The 19853-nt window shown below is 70.4% G+C and carries 19 protein-coding genes; 5 read left to right on the top strand and 14 right to left on the bottom strand.

Annotated features, from left to right (window positions below):
• From RGE_RS17265 to RGE_RS17275, 3 genes are read right to left on the bottom strand one after another with little or no spacing between them, the layout of a single operon-like run.
• Entirely contained in the window at positions 1-396 is a 396-nt protein-coding gene (locus RGE_RS17265) for a group II truncated hemoglobin (protein ID WP_014429736.1), read from the bottom strand.
• Entirely contained in the window at positions 393-1232 is an 840-nt protein-coding gene (locus RGE_RS17270; protein ID WP_014429737.1) for a MinD/ParA family protein, read from the bottom strand. The genes RGE_RS17265 and RGE_RS17270 overlap by 4 nt, the downstream gene beginning before the upstream one ends.
• Complete coding sequence (locus tag RGE_RS17275; protein WP_014429738.1) at positions 1229-1957, bottom strand: GGDEF domain-containing protein; 729 nt, start codon at positions 1955-1957, stop codon at positions 1229-1231. Before RGE_RS17275 ends, RGE_RS17270 begins: the two co-directional genes overlap by 4 nt.
• A gap of 197 nt (positions 1958-2154) precedes the next feature.
• Between RGE_RS17275 and RGE_RS17280 the strand changes: the two genes are divergently transcribed.
• The 4 genes from RGE_RS17280 to RGE_RS17295 all read left to right on the top strand — a co-directional run bounded on the left by RGE_RS17280 (position 2155) and on the right by RGE_RS17295 (position 5747).
• Positions 2155-2997 carry a CheR family methyltransferase gene (locus RGE_RS17280; RefSeq protein ID WP_014429739.1) on the top strand — a complete coding sequence of 281 codons (843 nt, stop codon included), beginning with the start codon at positions 2155-2157 and terminating at the stop codon, positions 2995-2997.
• Positions 2998-3056: 59 nt separating this feature from the next.
• Positions 3057-3725: a chemoreceptor glutamine deamidase CheD gene (cheD, locus tag RGE_RS17285; protein ID WP_014429740.1), complete on the top strand. Its 669-nt coding sequence runs from the start codon at positions 3057-3059 to the stop codon at positions 3723-3725.
• A gap of 32 nt (positions 3726-3757) precedes the next feature.
• Complete coding sequence (locus RGE_RS17290) at positions 3758-4840, top strand: protein-glutamate methylesterase/protein-glutamine glutaminase (RefSeq protein WP_014429741.1); 1083 nt, start codon at positions 3758-3760, stop codon at positions 4838-4840.
• A 136-nt stretch (positions 4841-4976) separates the two neighbouring features.
• Positions 4977-5747, top strand: a complete 771-nt coding sequence (locus RGE_RS17295) for a sulfite exporter TauE/SafE family protein (RefSeq protein WP_148280219.1) — start codon at positions 4977-4979, stop codon at positions 5745-5747.
• Between the two features lie 12 nt (positions 5748-5759).
• Here RGE_RS17295 and hemW read toward each other — a convergent pair whose 3' ends face one another.
• The 5 genes from hemW to RGE_RS17320 form a co-directional block, all read right to left on the bottom strand.
• The gene (gene hemW, locus RGE_RS17300) at positions 5760-6974 is read right to left on the bottom strand and encodes a radical SAM family heme chaperone HemW (RefSeq protein ID WP_014429743.1); all 1215 of its coding nucleotides are present in this window, start codon (positions 6972-6974) and stop codon (positions 5760-5762) included.
• On the bottom strand, positions 6967-7605 hold the full coding sequence (locus tag RGE_RS17305) for a non-canonical purine NTP pyrophosphatase (protein WP_014429744.1): 639 nt from the start codon (positions 7603-7605) through the stop codon (positions 6967-6969). The genes hemW and RGE_RS17305 overlap by 8 nt, the downstream gene beginning before the upstream one ends.
• 13 nt (positions 7606-7618) lie before the next feature.
• Positions 7619-8344, bottom strand: a complete 726-nt coding sequence (gene rph / locus RGE_RS17310) for a ribonuclease PH (RefSeq protein ID WP_043784242.1) — start codon at positions 8342-8344, stop codon at positions 7619-7621.
• Positions 8345-8511: 167 nt separating this feature from the next.
• A complete protein-coding gene (locus tag RGE_RS17315) occupies positions 8512-9417 on the bottom strand; it encodes a PP2C family protein-serine/threonine phosphatase (protein ID WP_014429746.1) in 906 nt (301 codons plus the stop codon).
• Positions 9418-9423: 6 nt separating this feature from the next.
• The gene (locus RGE_RS17320; RefSeq protein ID WP_014429747.1) at positions 9424-10392 is read right to left on the bottom strand and encodes a serine/threonine protein kinase; all 969 of its coding nucleotides are present in this window, start codon (positions 10390-10392) and stop codon (positions 9424-9426) included.
• Positions 10393-10421: 29 nt separating this feature from the next.
• Here RGE_RS17320 and RGE_RS17325 point away from each other — a divergent pair, with 29 nt between their 5' ends.
• Positions 10422-11321, top strand: a complete 900-nt coding sequence (locus RGE_RS17325) for a YicC/YloC family endoribonuclease (RefSeq protein WP_081528293.1) — start codon at positions 10422-10424, stop codon at positions 11319-11321.
• Positions 11322-11353: 32 nt separating this feature from the next.
• On the opposite strand, the gene RGE_RS17330 is transcribed toward RGE_RS17325, so the two are convergent.
• The 6 genes from RGE_RS17330 to thiC form a co-directional block, all read right to left on the bottom strand.
• Positions 11354-12088, bottom strand: coding sequence for an SGNH/GDSL hydrolase family protein (locus RGE_RS17330; protein WP_014429749.1), 735 nt, complete (start codon positions 12086-12088; stop codon positions 11354-11356).
• Between the two features lie 43 nt (positions 12089-12131).
• Positions 12132-13877 (bottom strand): D-lactate dehydrogenase, encoded by a 1746-nt coding sequence (gene dld / locus RGE_RS17335; protein ID WP_014429750.1) that lies wholly within the window; start codon positions 13875-13877, stop codon positions 12132-12134.
• Entirely contained in the window at positions 13874-15013 is a 1140-nt protein-coding gene (gene lldD / locus RGE_RS17340; protein ID WP_014429751.1) for an FMN-dependent L-lactate dehydrogenase LldD, read from the bottom strand. Before lldD ends, dld begins: the two co-directional genes overlap by 4 nt.
• 2 nt (positions 15014-15015) lie before the next feature.
• Complete coding sequence (gene lldR, locus RGE_RS17345; RefSeq protein ID WP_014429752.1) at positions 15016-15810, bottom strand: transcriptional regulator LldR; 795 nt, start codon at positions 15808-15810, stop codon at positions 15016-15018.
• Positions 15811-15826: 16 nt separating this feature from the next.
• Positions 15827-17497, bottom strand: a complete 1671-nt coding sequence (lldP, locus tag RGE_RS17350; protein WP_014429753.1) for an L-lactate permease — start codon at positions 17495-17497, stop codon at positions 15827-15829.
• 374 nt (positions 17498-17871) lie between these two features.
• On the bottom strand, positions 17872-19782 hold the full coding sequence (thiC, locus tag RGE_RS17355) for a phosphomethylpyrimidine synthase ThiC (RefSeq protein ID WP_014429754.1): 1911 nt from the start codon (positions 19780-19782) through the stop codon (positions 17872-17874).
• Positions 19783-19853: the final 71 nt, after the last annotated feature.

Genomic DNA, 19853 nt, shown 5'->3' on the forward strand with positions numbered 1-19853 from the left:
TCAGCCGCCCTGGTTGCGCATCCAGTCGGCGGTGCCGAACAGCGACTCGGCGAGCTTGTCGGCCAGCGCCGGCTCGATCTCGCGCTCGGCCAGCGCCTGGATCATGCAGGCCATCCACTGGTCGCGCTCGGCGATGCCGATCGCATACGGCAGGTGGCGGGCGCGCAGCCGCGGGTGGCCGAAACGCTGCACGTAGTGGTCGGGGCCGCCCAGCCAGCCGCAGAGGAACCAGAACAGCTTGTCGCGCGAGCCGTCCAGGCTCTGCGGATGCAGCGCGCGCAGGCCGGCGTAGGCCGGTTCGAGCTCCATCAGGTCGTAGAAGCGGTCGACCAGCGCACGCACGCCGGTCTCGCCGTCCAGGCGCTCGAACGGCGTCGGGGCCGTGGCCTCGCTCACCTGACGCCGTCGGTGGAAGCCAGCAGCCGCGTCGCGACGCCGACCATCGCGATGGCGGCCGGCGCACCGGGCAGGCTTTCGAGCAGCAGCTGGCGGCGCAGCACGGCTTCGCGCACCGAGGGATCGGCCGGCAGTTCGCCGAGCAGGTCCAGGCGCACCGGGCCGTCCAGCGAGGGCACGACGTAGCGGTCGACGACGGCCTGCAGCTGCTGGCGCACGGCACGGCCTTCGCCGGGGCGGCGGGCCTGGTTGACCAGCACGTGCATCTGGCGCCGGCCCTGGGTGGTCGCCAGGACCTTGATCGTCGCGTAGGCGTCGGTGAGCGAGGTCGGCTCGGGCGTCGCGACGACGAACACGTCGTCGGCCAGAGAGACGGCGTAGAGCACGACGTCGGAGATGCCGGCGCCGGTGTCCAGGATGACGTGGTCGAAACGCGGCGCGACCTCGGAGATCACGCGCTGCAGCTGGTCGCGCACTTCGGGCGTCATGCGCGAGTACTCGACCATGCCCGAGCCGGCGAGCAGCACCGTGAAGCCGCCCGGCGCCGGCAACAGCGCGTCCTCGAGCGAGCACTTGCCGGTGAAGACGTCGTGCAGCGTCAGCTTGGGATACAGGTTGAGCACGACGTCCAGGTTCGCCAGCCCCAGGTCGGCGTCGAGCACGAGCACGCGCCGGCCCTGGCGGGCGAGTGCGGCGGCCAGATTGGCGGCGACGAAGGTCTTGCCGACCCCGCCCTTGCCGCTGGTGATCGCGCTGATGCGCGCACGCGGCCGCGCGGCGCGCGGGGCGTCGTCTCGGGAGCTTGGCACGGCGGCCGGCGGGATACCGTCGGTCATATGAAGTCCTGGAAGCTCGTGGAGTCGAACAACAGTCGCTTTTCCTCGTGGCTGACGTGCGAGTCCGCCGTCGGCTCGAGAAGCACGCGGTTGCGGCCGGCGGCCTTGGCCGCGTAGAGCTGCAGGTCGGCACGTTCCAGCCACAGCGCCGGCGTGGAACGCACCCATTGCGGCGCGAACGCACCGCCGACACTGATGCTGACGGCCAGTTCGCGGCCGTTGGCACAGGGTACGCGCAGGCGCTCGACCTGCTGGCGGATCCTTTCGGCCACGGTCTGGCCGAAAGTGTGCGGACAGTTGGGCAGGATGATCGCGAACTCCTCGCCACCCACACGGGCGACCAGGTCCATCGGCCTCACGCTGTCGGCGAGCACGCCGGCGACGGCGCGGATGACCTCGTCTCCGGCGGCGTGGCCGAAGCGATCGTTGACGAGCTTGAAGTGGTCGATGTCGGCGACCAGCATCAACGCCGGCTCGCCGCTGCGTGCGACGCGATCGATCTCGCGTTCGAGCGCGAGCTGGAAGGCGCGGCGGTTGGACAGGCCGGTCAGCGCGTCACGGCTGGACAGTTCGACGAGCGCGTCGATCAGCTGCTGCATCCAGGCGGTGCTGCCGCGCTCGCCGTGCGGCTCCGGCACGCCGGAATGGGCGAGCAACTGCAGCGCCTGGTCCAGGCGCAGCGGCAGGGTCTCGTCGGCGGGAATCGGGTGACAGGGACGATCCACGGGATGCGGTCTTGGGGCGCCGATCGGTCCGACACCCCCGGGAAAGCACCAGTCTAGCCGGGGTTACGCCCCTCGCAAATGGGATCTGAGAGGAAAACGCCTCACAACTCCAGCCCACGGCAACGGCGCGTGACGCGACACTGGCGGCCGGAATCATCATCCTCGGCTTGGCGCTGCGTGCCCGGCCCCGTCCCGCCATGAACGCTGCCCTGCCCGTGCTGGCCAATGTTGCCGAACAGGAGTTCACGCTCTCGGCGGCCGACTTCGAACGCATCCGCCAGCTGATCTACCAGCGCGCCGGCATCAGCCTGCACGCGGGCAAGCAGGCGATGGTCTACAGCCGGCTGTCGCGCCGGCTGCGCGAGACCGGCTACCGCGACTTCTCGAGTTATCTGCAGGCGCTCGAACGCGGCGGCTCCGACCAGGAGTGGCAGGAGTTCATCAACTGCCTGACCACCAACCTGACGGCCTTCTTCCGCGAGGAGCACCACTTCCACGCACTGGTGGAGGACCTGCGTGCGCGCGCCTCCAAGCCGATCCGCATCTGGTGCAACGCCGCGTCGACCGGCGAGGAACCGTACTCGCTGGCGATGACCGTGGCCGAGACGCTGGGCGCCTCGGCGCAGGTGAAGATCCTGTGCAGCGACATCGACACCAAGGTGCTGGCCACCGCCAGCCGCGGCGTCTACGGCGCCGACGCGCGCGGCCTGTCGCCCGAGCGGCTCAAGCGCCACTTCATGCGCGGCACGGCCAAGAACGAAGGCTTCATCCGGGTCAAACCCGAGCTGTCGCGGCTGATCGAGTTCCGTACCTTCAACCTGATGAGCACGAGCTGGTCGGCGCTGGGCGACCCGTTCGACATCGTGTTCTGCCGCAACGTGATGATCTATTTCGACAACCCGACGCAGCGCAAGGTGCTCGAGCGCACGCACGCGGCGATGAAGCCCGGCGGCCTGCTCTACGTCGGCCACTCGGAGAACTTCACCGACTCGCGCGATCTGTTCAGATTGCGCGGAAAAACGATCTACGAGCGTGTCTGAGTCGACCTGCGAGATTGTCCTGACTCAAGAACGTATCCGAACCGGACGATAAGACGACCATGTCAATCGCCTCCCTGTCCGCGGCGCCTGCCGCGCGTGCGCCCTCCGGGCCCTCGCGCCTGGAGCGTCTGAAGAGCGCATCGCGTCGCCCGGGCGAGGCCTCGTTCTTCTTCTACGACTCGCACTTCCGCAACGAAGCGGTGAAGGTGCTGCCCGGCGAGTTCTTCGTGCACGACGAGGACATCCTCATCATGACGACGCTGGGCTCGTGCATCGCCGCCTGCCTGTGGGACCGCGAGAAGAAGATCGGTGGCATGAACCACTTCATGCTGCCCGACGCCGGCGGCTCGGCCGACTGCGGCCGCTACGGCTCGTTCGCGATGGAACTGCTGATCAACGAGATGATCAAGCGCGGCGCCACGCGTTCGACGATGGAAGCCAAGGTCTTCGGCGGCGGCGCGGTCATCAGCGGCATGAACAGCATCAACGTCGGCGAGCGCAACACGACCTTCGTGATGGACTATCTGCGCACCGAGCGCATCACGGTGGTCAGCAAGGACGTGCTGGACATCTATCCGCGCAAAGTGTGTTTCCTGCCGCACAGCGGCAAGGCGATGGTCAAGAAACTGGCTTCGGCCAACACCGAGGCCCTGGTGGCGCAGGAACGCGCCGCCGCGACCCAGCGCGTTCCCGCCGGCAGCAGCGGCGGCAGCGTCGACCTGTTCTGAACTCGGCGCCACGGACGCAGGAGAACAAGAGGATGAGCAAGACCCGCGTCGTCGTCGTCGACGATTCCGCTCTCGTACGCGGCCTGCTGGCCGAGATCATCAACCGCCAGCCGGACATGACCTGCATCGGCGCCGCCGCCGACCCGCTGGTGGCGCGCGAGATGATCCGCAACCTGAACCCCGACGTCATCACGCTGGACGTCGAGATGCCGCGCATGGACGGCATCGACTTCCTGTCGCGCCTGATGCGGCTGCGGCCGATGCCGGTGGTGATGGTCTCGACGCTGACCGAACGCGGCGCCGAGGTGACGATGAAGGCGCTGGAACTGGGCGCCGTCGACTTCGTCGCCAAGCCCAAGATCGGCGTCGCCGACGGCCTGCGCCAGCTGGGCGACGACATCACCGAGAAGATCCGCGCCGCGACCAAGGCCCGCGTGCACCGCCTGGCGCCGGCTCCGGCCGCCGCCGGCGGCGGCGCCGCCAAGCCGGTGTCGGTGAGCCCGCTGGGCCGGCTGTCGACCGAGAAGATCATCTTCATCGGCGCCTCCACCGGCGGCACCGAAGCGACGCGCGAAGGCATCACCCAGCTGCCGCCGGACTCGCCGGCGGTGATGATCACCCAGCACATGCCGCCGGGCTTCACGAAGAGCTACGCCGCGCGGCTGAACGGGCTGGCGCGCATCCGCGTCGCCGAGGCCGTGGACGGCGAGCGCGTGCTGCCGGGCCACGCCTACATCGCCCCGGGCGGCCTGCATTTGTCGGTGGAGCGTTCGGGCGCCAACTACATCGCCCGCGTGCGCGACGGCGACCCGGTGAACCGCCACAAGCCCTCGGTCGAGGTGCTGTTCCAGTCGGCGGCGCGGGTGGTCGGCCAGAACGCGCTGGGCGTGATGCTCACCGGCATGGGCGCCGACGGCGCGCGCGCGATGCGCGAGATGCGCGACGCCGGCAGCTGGAACGTGGCCCAGGACGAAGCGACCTGCGTCGTCTTCGGCATGCCGCGCGAAGCGATCGCCCACGGCGCGGCGCACGAGGTGCTGCCGCTGCAGCGCATCGCCCCGGCGCTGATCGAGCGCCTGCGCAGCACCGCCGGCCTGGCCACCACGCGGGTCTGACCCCGGGAATGCGGGCCGCACGCCGGCCCGGAGCTTGCTGACCCCGCAGCCACGGGCCTGCAGCGGCACGCCTTCATGCGTGCGACTAGCATCGGCGGCGGATCAGCAGCGAGGAACGAATTTGGACGCGTCGTGGGTGAATGCCGTGGCCGGCTTCGGAGTCGGCACTATCGTCGGCATCACCGGCGTCGGCGGCGGGGCGCTGATGACGCCGATCCTGGTGCTGCTGTTCGGCGTCGCGCCGGCTTCGGCGATCGGCACCGACCTCTGGTTCGCCGCGATCACCAAGTCGGTCGGCGGCTTCGTGCACCACTCCAAGGGCACCGTCGACCGCGAGGTGCTCAAGCTGCTGTGCCTGGGCAGCCTGCCGACCTCGATCGCGACGCTGGCCTGGCTGCACCTGACCAACGCCTCGCAGCTCAAGAGCGCTCTGCTGATGGACGCTCTGGGCGCAGTGCTGCTGCTGACCGCGGTGGCGATGCTGTTCAAGAAGCGCGTGCAGGCCGTGGGCCTGAAGCTGCGCACCGTGTCGCCGGTCGACTTCAAGCGCTGGCAGCCGGCGCTGACGGTGCTGGCCGGCGCCATCCTCGGCCTGCTGGTGACGCTGACCTCGATCGGCGCCGGCGCGCTCGGCGCGGTGATGCTGGTCTACCTGTACCCGTTCCGGATGACGCCGTCACGGCTGGTGGGCACCGACATCGTGCACGCGATCCCGCTGACCATCGTCGCCGGCACCGGCCACTTGATGCTGGGCAACGTCGACCTGCTGCTGCTGGGCACGCTGCTGATCGGTTCGATCCCCGGAATCATCCTCGGCTCGCATCTGGGCACCCGCCTGCCCGAAGGCGTGCTGCGGCCGGCGATCGCGACGCTGCTCGTCGTCGCCGGCGCCAAGCTCATCCACTGAGCGCCGGGCCGCTCAGGCGGCCAGGAACAGCTGCTGCAGGTCGGACAGGAAGTCGAAGCCGCGTGCGGTGGGCACCAGGCGCGCGCCCTGGCGTTCCAGCAGGCCACGCTCCAGCGCCTTCGTCAGCCCCGGCTCCAGCGTCGTCGGCGACAGGCCGGTGCGTTCGGCGAACAGGCCCAGCTCGAAGCCCTCGCGCAGGCGCAAGGCGTTGAGCATGAACTCGAACGGCAGCTCGGCCGCGCCGACCTCGTGCTCGTTGGACACCGCGTGGCCGGCCAGCGCCTGCTCGACGTAGGCTTGCGGCTCGCGCCAGCGCACCTGGCGCACGACTCGTTCGGCGAACGACAGCTTGCCGTGCGCGCCGGCGCCCAGGCCCAGGTAGTCGCCGAAGTGCCAGTAGTTCTGGTTGTGCACGCAGCGGTGCCCGGGCCGCGCGAAGGCCGAGACCTCGTAGCGCGCCAGCCCGCCGGCGGCGGTGCGTTCGGCGATCAGGTCCAGCATGTCGCTGGCCAGGTCGTCGTCGGGCAGGCCTTCGGGCGGACGCGAGGCGAAGCGTGTGTTCGGCTCCAGGCTCAGGTGGTAGATCGACAGATGCGGCGGCGAGAACGACAACGCCGTGGCCAGGTCGCGCGCCAGCGCCGCCAGGTCCTGGCCGGGCAGCGCGTACATCAGGTCGAGGTTGAAGGTGTCGAAGGCACGCGCCGCCTCCTCGAGCGCGGCCCGCGCCTGGGCGCCGTCGTGCACGCGGCCGATGGCGGCCAGCGCGGCGTCGTCGAAGCTCTGCACGCCGACCGACAGCCGCGTGACGCCGGCGGCGCGGAAGGCGGCGAAACGCTCGCGCTCGAAGGTGCCGGGGTTGGCTTCCAGCGTGATCTCGCAGCCGGGCTCCAGCGGCAGGCGCGCCCGCACGGCGGCCAGCAGCCGGTCGACCTGCCCGGGCTCCAGCAGGCTGGGCGTGCCGCCGCCGATGAAGACGCTGATCACCGGCCGGCCCCAGATGAGCGGCAGCGAGGCTTCGAGGTCGGCGACCAGTGCGTCGACATACCGCGCTTGCAGCGCCGCGTCGGGCCGGCCGCCGCCCAGTTCGTGCGAGTTGAAGTCGCAGTACGGGCACTTGCGCAGGCACCAGGGCACGTGCAGGTACAGCGACAGCGGCGGCAGCGCGTCCAGACGCACGGCGCCGGGTTTCAGCCAGCGCAGCGTCGCTTCGGCGCGGGGCTCAGCCAAGGTGCCAGGCGTTGCGCATCAACGCCGTCATCTGCGCCGCGGCACGGGCGCGGTGGCTGTGCGCGTTCTTCGTCGCGGCGTCGAGCTCGGCCGCCGTCGCGCCGAGTTCGGGCACGTAGACCAGCGGGTCGTAGCCGAAGCCGCCGCTGCCGCGGCGTTCGGCCAGCAGTTCGGCGTTCCAGCGTCCGGCGGCGACCAGCGGCTCGGGGTCGTCGGCGTGGCGCAGCGCGACGATGACGCTGACGAAAGCCACGCGGCGGTCGGCGACGCCGGCCATGCGCTCCAGCAGCAGCGCATTGTTGGCCGCGTCCTGCGCGGCGCGGCGCGCCTCGCGGTCGGCCAGAGCGGCGGCCTCGGCCGGCAGCGCTGCGTAGTGCGCCGAGATCACGCCCGGCGCGCCGCCGAGCGCGTCGACGCACAGCCCGGAGTCGTCGGCGATCGCCGCGCCGCCGACGGCGCGAGCGGCATGGCGCGCCTTGGCCAGCGCGTTCTCGACGAAGGTGTGGTGCGGCTCGTCGGCTTCCGAGACGCCGAGTTCGCCCTGCGGCACCAGCTCGATCGGCAGCGTGCCGAACAGCGCCCGCAGTTCCTTGAGCTTCTTCGCGTTGTTGGAGGCCAGCACGAGACGCATCGCCGCGCTCCCGTCAGGCGGCCAGCGCCGCGCGCTGGGCGGCCGCCAGCTCGGTGATGCCCTTGCCGGCCAGCGCCAGCAGCGCGTCCATCTCGGCGCGCGTGAACGGCACGCCTTCGGCCGTGCCCTGGATCTCGACGAAGCCGCCGGAGCCGGTCATCACGACGTTCATGTCGGTGTCGCAGGCCGAGTCCTCGATGTATTCGAGGTCCAGCAGCGGCGTGCCTTCGACGATGCCGACCGAGATCGCGGCGACCTGGTCGCGGATCGGCGTCGCGGCGATCTTGCCTTGGCCGAGCAGCCAGTTCACCGCGTCCTGCGCGGCGACGAAGGCGCCGGTGATCGCCGCGGTGCGCGTGCCGCCGTCGGCCTGCAGCACGTCGCAGTCGATCAGGATGCTGCGTTCGCCCAGGGCAGCGAGGTCGAAGACGCTGCGCAGCGAGCGCCCGATCAGGCGCTGGATCTCCTGCGTGCGACCGCTCTGCTTGCCGCGTGCGGCCTCGCGGTCGCCACGCGTGTGCGTGGCGCGCGGCAGCATGCCGTACTCGGCCGTCACCCAACCCTCGCCGCTGCCGCGCTTGTGCGGCGGCACCTTCTCCTCGACCGAGGCGGTGCACAACACCTGCGTGTCGCCGAAGCAGACCAGCACCGAGCCTTCGGCGTGCTTGGTGAAGTGGCGGGTGATCGTGACGGGCCGCAGCGCATCGTGCGCACGGCCGCTGGAGCGGACGAAGGTCATGGCGGGAGGATGGGAGACGAAGCCCTCATTGTCGCCGCCCCGCTCCATCCTCCACGTTCATCGAACTGGAACCCCTCCTGAGGGGGCTCGGGGAGCCAACGCCAAACTGGAGCCCCCTCGCGGAGGGGGCCGGGGGAGCCCAAGGGACAGCGTCAGCTATCCGGCGCTCATCGCTTCTGCGATGAGCGCCGGATAGCCTCGTTGATCTCGCGTATCGAGCGCTCGATCTCCGCTTCGTCCAGCTCGTCCGCCGGCTCGCCGGCCATGCTGGCCTGGATGGTGGACGCGAAGACCTCGTCGCCCAGCGACAGCGTCGAGACCCCGGTCGTCTCGCCGTCCTCGGCGCACTCCCACTCGACGGCGATCGCGGTGACGTTGTCGCTGCGCGCGCCGCCCAGGCGCAGCGCCTGCTCGACGAGTTCGGGCACGGCGTCGGAGATCGGCCGGTGCGCGAGCTGCTCGGTGATGACGGCGTCGCTGAGGTGGCCCCACAGGCCGTCGGAGCACAGCAGGATGCGGTCGCCGGTCTGCAGGAGCAGCGGCCCGGTGGTGTCGACCACCGGCTTGCCGGGGCTGCCCAGGCAGGTGAACAGCACGTTGCGGTTCATGCGCTCGCCCATCGGCACGACCTGGGCCAGCGTGTCCTGCAGTTCCGAATACGAGTGGTCGCGGGTGCGCGCGATCAGCTTGTCGCCGCGCACCAGGTACAGCCGCGAGTCGCCGCAGTGCGCCCAGTAGGCCGAGTTGCCCTGCAGCACGCAGGCGACGACCGTGGTGCGCGGCGTGTCGCCGAGCGAGCGTTCGCTGGCATAACGCAGCAACTGGTGGTGCGCGGCGAGGATCGCGTCGTGCAGCACGCGCATCGGCTCGCGCAGCGAGGGCCGCGCCTCGCGCTGGAAGATCGCCGCCAGCGTCTGCAGCGCCAGCTGCGCCGCGACCTCGCCTTCCGGGTGCCCGCCCATGCCGTCGGCCAGCGCGAAGAGCCCCGCGTCCCGCGTGTAGCAATAGCCCATGCGGTCTTCGTTCTTCTCGCGGCCGCCTTTGCGGCTGACCTGGTAGACGGCGAAGCGCATCGTGCGTCAGGCCTTCTGGCCGGTCTTGATGGTCTCGATCTGCAGCTTCAGGCGTTCGCTGAAGGAGAGCTTGGTGTAGCGGCGCTCGGTCTCGCGCGAGAGCTCCTTCTGCAGCGCGAACACGCTCTGCGGGCGCGACAGCGGGTCCAGCGACATGCACCACTCGGTGACCTCGATGAGGTTGTCCGAGTAGACGTTGCGCAGCCGCGAGAGCGACAGCGCCAGGCGGTCCTTCTCCAGGCGCTGCGGCGCGTCGTTGGGCGGGTAGCCCTGCATGCAGGCGTAGATGCAGGCGCCGATGGCGTAGATGTCGGTCCAGGGGCCCAGCGAGCCGTCACGGCGGTACATCTCCGGCGCGGCAAAACCGGGCGTGTACATCGGCCGGATGAAGTTGCCTTCCTTGGACAGCACCTCGCGCGCGGCGCCGAAGTCCAGCAGCACCGCCTTGTTGTCGTTGGTGATGAAGACGTTGGCCGGCTTGATGTCCAGGTGCAGCATCTTGTGCTGGTGCACGATGCGCAGGCCGCGCAGGATCTCGTCGAAGAGGCTGCGGATCGTGCTCTCGCGGAACACCTTGTCGCGCTTGAGGTCGCGCGCGGTGACGATGAAGTCCTGCAGCGTGTCGCCCTGCAGGTAGTTCATCACCATGTAGACGGTCTCGTTCTCGCGGAAGAAGTTCAGCACCGAGACGACGCTCGGGTGGCTGATCTGCGCGAGCGAACGGCCTTCTTCGAAGAAGCTCTTCAGACCGAGGCGATACAGCGGCTGCTTGTCGGGCTTGACGCGCGGCGTCAGCTCACCCGGCGAGCGCTCGGCCAGCGACGACGGCAGGTATTCCTTGATCGCGACGAGCTGCTTGTCCTGGCCCTCGGCGAGGTAGACGACGCCGAAGCCACCAGCCGCCAGCTTCTTGACGATCTGGTAGCCCCCCACCACGGTGCCCGAAGGCAGTGGAGCGGGTTTGGGCTTTGACATAATCGCCGGCTTTTCGAGGGGTGGAATCGATGGCGGTTTATAGCATGACGGGGTATGCCAACGCCGCTTCGGCCCCGGCTGCCGAGGGGGGCGCGAACTCCTCCGTGACCGTGGAGGCACGCTCGGTCAACGGGCGCTTCCTGGACCTCGCGTTCCGCATGCCCGACGACCTGCGCGGGCTGGAACCGGCGCTGCGCGACCTGCTCGGCGCGGCCTTCCGGCGCGGCAAGATCGAGGTGCGCATCTCGACCCAGCGCGACGCCGATTCGGCCTGGCCCAACCCCAACCCCGAACAGCTCAACCGCCTGCTGCGCCTGGAGAGCTCGGTGCAGGGCTGGCTGCCGCAGGCGCGAGGCCTGTCGGTCAACGAGGTGCTGCAGTGGTGCCGCAACGGCGCCGGCGGCGAACGCCTGGACGAAGCGGCGCTGGAAGCCGCGCGCCAGTGCGTCGAAGGCCTGAAGGACGCCCGCGCCCGCGAAGGCAAGCGCCTGGTGGCGATGCTGATGGACCGCCTGGGCAAGCTGCGCGAACTGGCCGACAAGGCCGAGCCGCTGGTGCCGCAGGTGGTGCAGCGCCAGCAGCAGCGTTTCCTGGAGCGCTGGAACGAGGCGCTGGCCGGCGCCAACGCGGGCAACAGCGTGCCGGCCGCGACGCTGCAGGAGCGCGCGCTGGCCGAAGCGGCGGCCTTCGCGATCCGCATCGACGTCGCCGAAGAGCTGACCCGGCTGCGCTCGCACCTCGACGAGATCGAGCGCCTGCTCAAGAAGGGCGGCGAACTCGGCAAGCGCCTGGACTTCCTGATCCAAGAACTGCAGCGCGAAGCGAACACGCTGGGCTCCAAGTCGCCGGCGATCGAGCTGACGGCCATCTCGGTGGAGATGAAGGTGCTCGTGGAGCAGATGCGCGAGCAGGTGCAAAACATCGAGTAAGCCGCAGCCGCAGCCGCAGCCGCGGCCGCCCGCTACACCCCCGCCTGCCGCCGCAATTCCTCGCGCCAGAGCCGGTAACCCTCGTCGCTCGGATGCAGCCCGTCCGCCGCGTTCAGCCGCTTCGGCTGCTGGGCGAACGGGTCGTCGCGGCGCTCCTTGAACAGGTCGACGTAGGTGGCGTCGTGCCGCGTGGCCGCGCTGCGCACGACGCGGTGCAGCTCGCGCGAGCGCTGGGTCATCCACCACGACCACGGCGGAAAGAAGAACGGCGCGTTGCCGACGTTGCCCGAGGGCATGACGATGACGCGCGGCGCCAGCACGCGGGCCCGGCCCAGCGCCTCGTCGACCGACGAGCGCAAGCTCTCGGCGCCGGTCAGCCGCACGACGTCGTTGCCGCCGGCCAGCAGCAGCACGGTGTCGAAGCGCTCGCTGCCGCCGAGCTGGCCGACGACGTCGCCGAACTTCGCGCCGTCCCGCGCCCGGTTGACGATCGCCCAGTCGGCATGCTCCGCGGCGATCAGCCCCGCCAGCGAGGCCCGCGGCGAACTCGCTCCGGTGCCCACCGCGGTGCTGTCGCCGACGATCAGCAGACGATGCGCAGGCGCCTCGGGCGAGGCCTGGAACGGCTCGCTCTCACGGGCCAGGTCGGCCGAGGCCTGGATGCGCGACGCGGCGCAGCCGGCTCCGAGCAGCAGGCCCAGCGCGGCCACGGCCAGCGCGACACGCAGCGGGCGTGGCGAGGTGTGAGGTGGGCGGGGGGATCGCATGCGCGCGCCACCCGGGCATTCGGCGTGCCCGGGGCGGAGCGCCCTACTCCACCGCCTCCGAATACGCCTTCGGCCACACCGGCGCCGGCCGGTCGCAGCACTCCTGCCAGCCGCGCCCGCGCGGCGTGTGGCCGATGCCGGGGTTGAAGGTGTTGGTCGGGTCCAGCCGGCGGTAGTGGTCCACCAGCGCCGGCTTGGCGACGTAGAGGTGGCCCACGTTGTGCTCGGCCGGGTACTCGGCGCGGCGCGCGTCCAGCAGTTCCCACATGCGGTGCTCCATCGCCACCGGGTCGACGCCCGGCTTGACGATGTAGTCCTGGTGGAAGACGTGGCAGAAGAAGTGGCCGTAGTAGAGCTTGTGCACGACGTCGCGCTCGATCTCGTCGGGCAGTTGCTCCACCCAGGCGCGGTCGTTGCGGCGCAGCGCGACGTCCAGCGCGACGATGTCGCCAACCTGGCCGCGGTGCGCCTCGCGGTAGCGGATCGCCGCGCCGGCGATCGCGAAGCGGTGCAGAAAGGCCTTGCGCCCTTCCTCGGCGTCGCATTCGAACCAGGCGCCGGTGGTGCTGGCCTCGAACTGGCGCTGCAGGTACTCGCGCGTCGCCTCGGCCTGGTCGTTGGAGACGCGGATCAGGAGGTGGTGCTCGTAGCGGTCGCGCCACGCGCGCATGCGTGCCGGCAGATGGCTGGGCAGCCGGTCGGTGATCGCCTGCACCACGCGGTCGGTCACGCCGCGGCAGCCGAAACGCTCGAAGAAGCCGTCGATGCGGCTCTTCAGCGCGAAGGCCTTGGGCACACGCGCGGTGCCGAAGCGGTCGATCAGCAGGAAGGTGTCCTTGCCGTAGCGCTCGCCGATGTCGAAGGCCGTGCGGTGGATGTACTCGCCGGCGATCGGCAGCCGCGGCAGCGCGGTCAGCAGGTGGCGGCGCACGGCGGTCAGCTCGTCGGGCTCGTTTGTGCCGAGGTAGAAGACGGTGCTGGCTTCTTTCGGGAAGGTGTCCAGCCGCACCGCGAACAGGCAGAGTTTGCCGGCCGAACCCGAGGCCTCGAACAGCCGCGACGGGTCGGCGTTGAAGCGTGCCGGCGTGTCGGCGTCGACGGCGCGCACGTGCTCGGCATAACGCGGATCCGACGCAGCGCGGCCGCTGTCGTGGACGATGTCGGCCTCGCCGTACTCGCCGCGCTCCAGCCGCGTCAGGATCTCTTCGGGCGTGTCGCCGAGCGCGATGCCCAGGTGGTTGACCAGCTCCACGCGGCCGTCGTCGGCCACGCGCGCGTACAGCGCCAGCTCGGTGTAGGCCGGCCCTCGGCGCACCAGCGCGCCACCCGAGTTGTTGCAGATGCCGCCCAGCACCGAGGCGCCGATGCACGACGAGCCGATCACCGAATGCGGCTCGCGGCCCAGCGGCGCCAGCTGGCGCTCCAGCTGGTCCAGCGTCGCGCCGGGCAGGCAGACGACCTGCTCGCCGCCGGCGATGACCTGCACGCCGGTGATGCGCAGCGTGTTGACGAGCACGATCTCGCGGTCGTAGCCGCTGCCGTCGGGCGTCGAGCCGCCGGTCAGCCCGGTGTTGGCGGCCTGCATGATGACGATGCGCCCGGCCGCCACCGTCGCCTGCAGCACGCGCCACAGCTCCAGCAGGCTGCCGGGCCGCACGACGGCCAGCACCGGGCCTTCGCCGGTGCGGTGGCCCTTGCGGAAGCGGCGTGTGGCCTGGTCGTCGGTGAGCACGTGAGCGCCACCGACGGCGGCGCGCAGCTGCTCCAGCAGAGCGTCGCGGGAGCTCATGCGTCGCGCACCAGCAGGTCGGGGCCGATGTCGGCGACGCGTGCGACGCTGGTCAGCGTCATCGCCACGCGCATCTCCTTTTCCATCAGCGCCAGCAGGTGGCGCACGCCGGCTTCGCCGGCGGCGGCCAGCGCGTAGATGTAGGCGCGGCCGATCATCGTCGCGTCGGCGCCCAGCGCCAGCATGCGCACCACGTCCAGGCCGTTGCGCACGCCCGAGTCGGCGACGATCTTGATCTGGCCCTTCACCGCGTCGGCGATCGCCGGCAGCGCCCGCGCCGAGGACAGCACGCCGTCGAGCTGCCGCCCGCCGTGGTTGGAGACGATGATGCCGTCGGCGCCGAAACGCACCGCGTCCTTGGCGTCCTCGGGGTCGAGGATGCCCTTGATCAGCATCGGCCCGCGCCAGAACTCGCGGATCCACTCCAGGTCCTTCCACGAGATCGACGGGTCGAAGTTGGCGCCCAGGTAGCCCATGTAGTCCTGCAGCCCGACCTGCTGGCCGCGGTAGGTGGAGATGTTGCCCAGGTCGTGCGGCTTGCCCATCAGGCCCACGTCCCAGGCCCAGCGCGGGTGCGTCAGGCCCTGCCAGTAGCGGCGCAGCGGCGCGTTCGGGCCGCTCATGCCCGAGTGCATGTCGCGGTAGCGTGCGCCGGGCACCGGCATGTCGACGGTGAACACCAGCGCCGAGCAGCCGGCGGCCTGGGCGCGTTCGAGCGCGTTGCGCATGAAGCCGCGGTCCTTCAGCACGTAGAGCTGGAACCACATCGGCCGCTTGATCTGGGGCGCCACCTCCTCGATCGCGCAGACCGAGACGCTGGACATCGTGAACGGGATGCCCTGGGCTTCGGCGGCGCGGGCCGCCTGCACCTCGCCGCGGCGCGCGTACATGCCGGTGAGGCCGACCGGGGCCAGCGTCACGGGGATGGAGAGCTTCTCGCCGAAGAGCTCGATGGACGTGTCGAGCTGACTCATGTCCTTGAGCACACGCTGGCGCAGCGCGACCTCGGCCAGGTCGTCGACGTTGCGGCGCAGCGTCTGCTCGGCGTAGGCGCCGCCGTCGATGTAATGGAACAGGAAGGGCGGCAGCCGCCGGCGGGCCGCCTCGCGGTAATCCGCGGTGGAGGAGATGATCATCGTCAGGGAATCGGAGAAGTCTGGGAAGGCGGCAGCAGCGGCGCGACGGCATCGGCCGGCAGGCGCAGCAGCCGCTCGCGGCGGGCGTGGTCCTCGGCTTCGCGCTGGATCGTCTGGCGCACGTGCTCGAGGTGCTCGACCATGCTGGTGCGCGCACGCGGCGCGTCGCCTTCGACGATGGCCAGCATCACCGCCTGGTGTTCGGCGCTCAGCCGACGCAGCGTCTCGGGCGCGCTGAAGCGGAACATGTCTTCGCGGTTGCGCGTCACCGTCGACAGCACGACGCTGAACAGGCCGTGCATCAGCTGCTTGAGCACGAGGTTGTGCGAAGCCTCGGCGATGGCGAGATGGAACTGGGCGTCCGAACGTGCCGCCAGCTCGGTGTGGCCGCTCTGCTGGTGCTCGATCATCACGTCGAAGGCGCGGCGGATGCGGTCCTTGTCCTCGGCGGTGGCGCGCTGCGCCGCCAGCTCGGCGGTGGCCGTCTCCAGCGCATGGCGCGTCTCGATGACGTCGAAGCGGTAGCCGGGGTCGGTGTCGAGCAGGTTCACCAGCGGCGCCACCGCCTCCTGCAGCCAGTCGGCGCGGGCCGTGGACTGCAGGTAGGTGCCGTCGCCCTGGCGCGCGCTGAGCACGCCCTGGCTGACGAGCTTCTGGATCGCCTCGCGCAGCGAGCTGCGCGAGACGCCCAGCTCGGCGGCCAGCGCACGCTCGGCCGGCAGGCGCTGGCCGGGTTGCAGGCTTCGCGCCTGCACCAGGGCCAGCAGTTTCTCGACGACGTGGTCGACCAGTCTCATCGCGGTGTCCGGGAGTTCAGTGACCCGGAATCATCCACGGCAGCAGGTAGGCCTGGATCGTCGTCATCGTGCCGATGATCGCGGCGAAGACCAGGCTGTGCTTGACGGTGAAGCGGAACAGGTCCGACTCGCGCCCGGCCAGGCCGACCGCGGCGCAGGCGATGGCGATCGACTGCGGCGAGATCATCTTGCCGGTGACGCCGCCGGTGGTGTTGGCGGCGACGGTCAGCACCTGCGGCAGGCCGAGCTGCTGCGCGGTGGTGGCCTGCAGCGCCGCGAACAAGGCGTTGGCCGAGGTGTCCGAGCCGGTCAGGAAGACGCCGATCCAGCCCAGGAAGGGCGAGAAGAAGGTGAAGGCGTGGCCGGTGTGCGCCAGCGCCAGCGCCAGCGTCGCCGACAGGCCCGAGTAGTTGGCGACGAAGGCGAAGGCCAGCACCATGCCGATCGAGTAGATCGGGATCATCAGCTCCTTCAGCGTCTCGCCCAGCGTCACCGCCGCCTTGGCCGGCGCCAGGCGCGAGAACAGGATCGTCAGCAGCGCGGCGAAGAGGATCGCGGTGCCGGTGGCCGACAGCCAGTTGAAGCTGTAGACCGCGGCATAGGGCGTGGCCGCGGTCACCACCGGCGGCATCTTCTCGACCAGCTTGTCCAGCAGCGGCACCGGGATGCTGACCACGGTGGAGGCCAGCGGGCCGCCGGCGGCGAACAGCGCCTTGAAGGGCTTGACGCTCCACACCGTCACCATCGCGGTGAGGATGATGAACGGCGACCAGGCCATGACGATCTTGCCCAGCGACAGCGTCGCCGCGGGCGGCGGCGGCGCCACCGGCTTGCCGGCGGCGTCGTCGTGCTCGAAGCGGAAGATGCGCTTGGGCTGCCAGACCTTCAGGAAGGCCGTCAGCGCGACCATCGAGACGATCGCCGAGGTGATGTCCGGCAGCTCGGGGCCGACGAAGTTGGCGGTCAGGAACTGCACGACAGCGAACGAGCCGCCGCCGACCAGCACCGCCGGCCAGGTCTCCTTGATGCCGCGCCAGCCGTCCATGATGGCCATCAGCCAGAACAGCACGATCATCGTCATGAACGGCAGCTGGCGGCCGGCCATCTGGCCGATCGCGAAGGCGTCGACACCCGACACCTGGCCGGCGACGATGACCGGGATGCCCATCGCGCCGAAGGCCACCGGCGCGGTGTTGGCGATCAGGCACAGGCCCGCGGCGTACAGCGGCTTGAAACCCAGGCCGACCAGCAGCGCCGCGGTGATCGCCACCGGCGCGCCGAAGCCGGCCGCGCCTTCGAGGAAGGCGCCGAAGCAGAAGCCGACCAGGATCAGCTGCAGCCGCTGATCAGGCGTCACCGACAGGATCGACGAGCGGATGACGTCGAAGTGCCCGGTCTTCACCGAGATCTTGTAGAGGAAGACCGCGGCCACGATGATCCAGGCGATCGGCCACAGGCCGTAGAAGAAGCCGTAGGCCCCCGAGGCCAGCGCCGCCGACAGCGGCATGCGATAGAACAGCAGCGCCACGCCCAGCGCCAGCAGCACGGTGATCGTGCCGGCCTGGTAGCCCTTGAGGCGCAGCTTCGTCAGCGCGATGAAGAAGAAGATGATCGGAATCAGCGCGATCAGCGCCGACAGCCAGACGTTGCCGGCGGGGTCGTAGTTCTGTTGCCAGATGGGTTGCATGGCCGTGTGACGAGCGGTCGGAAGGACCCAGGGGGACGACATGGGCCGCGAACGGCCCGGCTTGGTCTCAGTCGCCGCTGACGCCCCCGCTGCACGCGCGAGACGGGCTCCAGGAAGCACGCAGCACGGGTCTCGCGACCGTCACGCCGGCTGGCTCCGCAAGGCTGACTTCAACACTTCACGGGCGCCGATTTCGACCGGAGTCGAATCCGAATTGGTCCGACCAATTGACGAGAGGCGCCCGGAAGCGGAGCGGATTCTGCGGATTTTCCCGAGCAATTGACTCAGGGTATTCCTGTACCGACCCCGTAACCACCGGGTGACGCCGGGGAAACGCCAGCCGTGGCCCGCTCAAATTGGTCCGACCATTAACCTCAGCCCTGATCACCCCCGGAAGGCGCTGTGCGCAGCCCCTCGACCGGCACGTAGAACTCGCCGCCGGCGGCCTTGAACTCGGCGCTCTTGTCGGCCAGGCCACGCTTCAGCGCCTCGCTCTCGTCCAGCCCCTGGGCCTGGGCGTACTCGCGCAGCTCGCGCGTGATCTTCATGCTGCAGAAACGCGGCCCGCACATCGAGCAGAAGTGCGCTTCCTTCGACGAGTCCTTGGGCAGGGTCTCGTCGTGGAAGGCTTCGGCGGTCTGCGGGTCCAGGCCCAGCGCGAACTGGTCGCGCCAGCGGAACTCGAAACGCGCCTTGCTCATCGCGTCGTCGTGGGCGCGTGCGCCGGGGTGGCCCTTGGCGATGTCGGCGGCGTGCGCGGCGATGCGGTAGGCGACGATGCCCTGGCGCACGTCGTCGCGGTCGGGCAGGCCCAGGTGCTCCTTGGGCGTCACGTAGCAGAGCATCGCCGTGCCCATCCAGCCGATCATCGCCGCGCCGATCGCGCTGGCGATGTGGTCGTAGCCCGGGGCGATGTCCACCGTCAGCGGCCCCAGCGTGTAGAACGGCGCTTCGTGGCAGTGGCGCAGCTGCTCGTCCATGTTGGCCCGCACCAGGTGCATCGGCACGTGGCCGGGGCCTTCGATCATCGTCTGCACCTCGTGCCGCCACGTGACCTGGGTCAGCTCGCCCAGCGTGCGCAGCTCGGCGAACTGGGCCTCGTCGTTGGCGTCGGCGGCCGAGCCCGGGCGCAGGCCGTCGCCGAGCGAGAAGGCGACGTCGTAGGCCTTCATGATTTCGCAGATCTCCTCGAAGTGCGTGTAGAGGAAGTTCTCCTGGTGATGGGCGACGCACCACTTGGCGAGGATCGAGCCGCCGCGCGAGACGATGCCGGTGCGCCGCCCTGCGGTCAGCGGCACGAAGGGCAGGCGCAGCCCGGCGTGCAAGGTGAAGTAGTCGACGCCCTGCTCCGCCTGCTCGATCAGCGTGTCGCGCAGCAGCGGCCAGCTCAGGTCCTCGGCGACGCCGCCGACCTTCTCCAGCGCCTGGTAGATCGGCACCGTGCCCACCGGCACCGGCGAGTTGCGCACGATCCAGTCGCGCGTGGTGTGGATGTGGCGGCCGGTCGACAGGTCCATCACCGTGTCGGCGCCCCAGCGGATCGCCCAGACCAGCTTCTCGACCTCTTCCTCGATCGACGAGGTCACCGGCGAGTTGCCGATGTTGGCGTTGACCTTCACGCGGAAGTTGCGGCCGATGATCATCGGCTCGATCTCCGGGTGGTTGACGTTGGCCGGGATCACCGCGCGGCCGCGCGCCACCTCGTCGCGCACGAACTCGGGCGTGATCGTTTCCGGGATGCAGGCGCCCAGCGGGTTGCCGCGCAGCCGGGCCTCGCGCGCGGCGTCGCCGAGGTACTCGCGCATCCACTCGCGGCGGCCGTTCTCGCGCAGCGCGACGTACTCCATCTCCGGCGTGACGATGCCGCGGCGCGCGTAGTGCATCTGCGTCACGCTGGCGCCGGCCGCAGCGCGGCGCGGGCGGCGCTGCAGGGCGGCGGCCTGGCGGCGCAGTTCGTCCAGGCGGGCATCGGCGGCGTCGCCGTGGCGGCCGCCGTCGTCCTGCGCAGCGGGCGGGCGGCCGTCGTAGGCCACGGTGTCGGCGCGGGCGTCCAGCCAGGCGGCGCGCAGCGGCGGCAGGCCCTGACGAACGTCGAGCGCCACCGCCGGGTCGGTGTAGGGGCCGGAGGTGTCGTAGAGCGTGACGGTCTCGCCGTTGCTCAGCGCGATCTCGCGCATCGCCACCTGCACCGCGGGCGAAGCGCCGGGCACGTGGACCTTGCGGGACTGGGGAAAGGGTTCGCGGCTCAGGGACAGCCGCTGCTGCAGTTCGCCGGGAGCGTTCATCGGGCAATCTCCATCTCGGTTGGATGAATGCCCCGCCATCGGCGCCGGGGGACCAGCGCGTGCGCCCGCCC

Origin of the sequence: Rubrivivax gelatinosus IL144, assembly GCF_000284255.1 — a bacterium.
Classification (GTDB): Bacteria; Pseudomonadota; Gammaproteobacteria; order Burkholderiales; family Burkholderiaceae_C; genus Rubrivivax; species Rubrivivax gelatinosus_A.